The 590-nt window shown below is 34.2% G+C and carries 1 protein-coding gene; it reads left to right on the top strand.

Features of this window, described 5'->3' with window-relative positions; all coding sequences use genetic code 11:
• Window positions 1-436, top strand: a 436-nt coding sequence (locus AC1DTM_RS30785) for a nucleoside transporter C-terminal domain-containing protein (protein ID WP_477001742.1), incomplete at its 5' end; no start/stop codon positions are given.
• Between the last annotated feature and the right edge of the window lie 154 nt (window positions 437-590).

Below are 590 nucleotides of genomic sequence, written 5' to 3'. Positions count from 1 at the left end.
AGCTATGGTAATTGGATATGTAGCTTTAACAGCATGTTTAAATGGTATTTTAAGCTTTTTTATAACAGGTTTAACAATTCAAAAAATCTTCTCGATTATCTTTAGTCCCTTTGCTTTTTTACTCGGTTTAACAGGCAAAGATGCTATGTATGTAGCTGAATTAATGGGGATAAAAATCACAACGAATGAATTTGTTGCAATGATGGATTTAAAATCAAACTTAAAGTCTTTACAACCGCATACGATTGCGGTTGCAACTACATTTCTAGCTTCTTTTGCAAACTTTAGTACAGTAGGTATGATTTATGGAACTTACAATTCATTATTTGGCGGGGAAAAATCATCCATAATCGGTAAGAATGTTTGGAAGCTTCTTGTTAGCGGAATGGCTGTTTCCTTATTAAGTGCTATGCTTGTGGGGCTTTTTGTGTGGTAAATGAATAACTGTAATAAGATGAAGACACTTAAACTGAATTGGGTGTCTTCATCTTATTACTTGTTCTTTTATAATTTTTATCCCCGAATCTGTCCATTCCCACGAATCACATATTTTCTGGAAGTTAATGCAGGAAGCCCCATTGGTCCCCTTA

The organism is Bacillus sp. P4_D3 (assembly GCF_056401855.1).
Note: the sequence above shows the minus strand (reverse complement) of the source record. Positions and strands in the feature narration are given on the sequence as shown.